Consider the following 2,587-nt stretch of genomic DNA (forward strand, 5'->3'; position numbering starts at 1 on the left):
CGGCTTCTTTCCCGTGAGCACCGCGTCACCCATCTGTACGGCCTGTTTCGCGAGCTTGCGGGTGTCCTTGTACACGGTCTGCCGCTGCTGTCCGCGCAGGATCGACTTGATGGAGGCCAGTTCGGCGTCCTGCCCGGTGACGAGCGGGAAGGGCTTGTCCCCGGTGCCGTAACCGGCGCTCTTGAGCGCGGAGATGATACCGATGGAGATGCCGTCGTACGGGGAGAGGACGGCGTCGACGTCCGCGGAACCGTAGTTCTTGCTGAGCAGGTCGTCCATCCGCTTCTGCGCCGTGCCGCCGTCCCAGCGCAGGGTGGTGACCTGGTTCATCCTCGTCTGCCCGCTGCGGACGGTGAGCTGCCCCTTCTTGATGTAGGGGCGCAGCACCTTCATCGCGCCGTCCCAGAAGAACTTGGTGTTGTTGTCGTCCGGGGAGCCGGCGAACAGCTCGGCGTTGAACTTCTCGTCCTTCTTCTCGTCCAGCTTCAGCTTGTCGACGATGTAGCCGGCCTGCAGTTCGCCGACGCGCTCGTTGTCGAAGGAGGCGTAGTAGTCGACGTTCTCGGTGCCCAGGATGAGGCGGTCGTAGGAGATGACGGGAATGCCGGCCTCGTTCGCGCGGCGCAGTACGTCGGTCAGCGCGGATCCGTCGATGGCGGCGACGACGAGCAGCTTGTGACCTTTGGCGATCATGTTCTCGATCTGGGCGACCTGATTCTCGACCTTGTCGTCGCCGTACTGCAGGTCGGCCTTGTAACCCGCGTCCTGGAACTGCCGGGCCATGTTCTTGCCGTCGGCTATCCAGCGCTCGGAGGACTTGGTCGGCATGGCCAGGCCGACGGTGCCGCCCTTGCCTTTGTCGGCCTTGTAGCGGCTGCCGCCCTTGGCCTCCTGGCCGCAGGCGGCGAGCGAGCCGGTCAGCAGCGCGGCGGCGGAGAGGGCCGCGAGTGCCGCGAGGGGTGCGCTGCGCCGTCGTGGTGCGGGGGTGCGGGTACCCATGGGTCAGTTCCTCTCGGGGAGGGGGAAACGCTGAAGTTCGCCCGGCAGCCGTGAGCCGAGCGGTGACATGCCGCCGTCGGCGCCGAGCCGGGCGAGCAGGTCGAGGGCGAGCCTGCCGCGCCGTACCCGTTCGCGGGCGGTCTCGAGGGTGACGTCGCGCAGATGGGCGCCGTAGGGGTAGATGCCGGGAGCCTTGCTGAGGCCGAACTTGAGGTAGAGGGGCGCACCCCGCCGGATCAGCTCGGCCGCCTCGTACATCCGCACATAGCCGCCGAGGTCGTCGGGAGCCTCCAGATAGAAGTCCATCGGGGCGGCGCTGAGGCGGCGTATCTCGGTGAGGTGCTGGAGTGTCAGATCGGAGGGGATGTTGAGCGAGTCGGCACCGAGCCGCTCGTACACGCTGTAGGCGGCCGGGTTCACCGGACCGATGAGGGCGGAGACCTTCAGGGTGGTGTCGGCGGGCAGTTCACCGCGGGCCCGCAGCCGGTGCAGCACCCACAGCACGCCCTCGTCGGCCACCAGCAGGCAGCGCACGCCGAGCCTGGTGGCGCGCAGGGCGTCTTCGACGCAGCCCGCCACCGCGTCGTGGCCACGGGCACGCAGGCCGCCGCCGCCCGAGCCGCTGCGGGTGGCGGCACCGACGTCCCAGGTCCCGCGCGGGCCGGTGAAGAGGCACAGCTCGATGTGTCGCTCGGCGCAGGCACCGGCCATCTCGGTGATCTCCGCGTCGGTCAGCATCCACACCCCGCTGCCCTGGCTGATGCGGTGTACGGGCACGTCGAGTGAGGCCGCCTCCCTCAGGACGGTGGCCACTGCCTCCGGCCCCTCGCAGGACGGGATCTCGGTGCGCCAGGTGCCGCCGTCGGGGAACGCGTGCGGTGAGGCGTCGGCCGGGTCGGGGGCGGGGGCGGCCATGCCCAGACCGGTGAGGGCGTCGGCGCCGGGAGGGCGGGGTCCGGGGGAGGCGGTGGGCACGGTGCTCCTGACTCTTCGATCGGGGAAACCGACGGGGGGCGGCGGATGTCGGGGGGACTCAGGGCCGCAGCAGCACCTTCCCGACCGTGGGGTCGCCGCTGCCGACCAGGCCGATGGCTTCGCCGAACCGGGTCAGCGGCAGCTCGTGCGTGATGAGCGGTGCGGGGTCGAGCAGCCCGGCGTCGAACGCCCGTACCGCATAGGACCAAGCGGCGGGCGGTGCGCCGAAGACCGACCGGATGGTGAGCTGGCTGACCGAGAGATGAACCGGATCGATGCCCTGCGCGCCGGGCTCGAACATGCCGGTGAGTACGACCCGTCCGCCGCGCCGCGCGAGCACGCACGCGTCGTGAGCGGTGCTGGGCGCGCCCGCGGTCTCCAGCACGACGTCGTAGCCGTCATGCCCGCCGTCATGCCCGCCGTCACCGCCACCGTCATCCGCGGCGTCCGCGGGCGCGCGTACGTGCGTCGCGCCCATCGTCAGGGCCAGCTCCGCACGGGCTGTCCGGGGGTCGATCACCAGCAGTTCGGCGGGGGAGTGCGCTGCCAGCAGCTGCACGGCGAGCAGTCCCAGCGTGCCGGCCCCCAGCACCGCGATCCGGTCGCCCGGGAC

At 70.7% G+C, this 2,587-nt stretch carries 3 protein-coding genes; all 3 read right to left on the reverse strand.

All coding sequences use genetic code 11. The features are described from left to right. The coding region (chvE, locus tag ACRDP3_RS25830; protein WP_431519410.1) for a multiple monosaccharide ABC transporter substrate-binding protein at positions 1 to 999 on the reverse strand (999 nt) is incomplete at its 3' end. Between the two features lie 3 nt (positions 1,000 to 1,002). Beyond that, entirely contained in the window at positions 1,003 to 1,914 is a 912-nt protein-coding gene (locus tag ACRDP3_RS25835; protein ID WP_431519412.1) for a hypothetical protein, read from the reverse strand. Between the two features lie 118 nt (positions 1,915 to 2,032). Then, positions 2,033 to 2,587 (reverse strand): zinc-binding dehydrogenase (locus ACRDP3_RS25840; protein WP_431519411.1); only part of this gene is annotated, 555 nt, incomplete at its 5' end.

It is taken from the genome of Streptomyces sp., assembly GCF_050698815.1.
Lineage (GTDB): Bacteria > Actinomycetota > Actinomycetes > Streptomycetales > Streptomycetaceae > Streptomyces.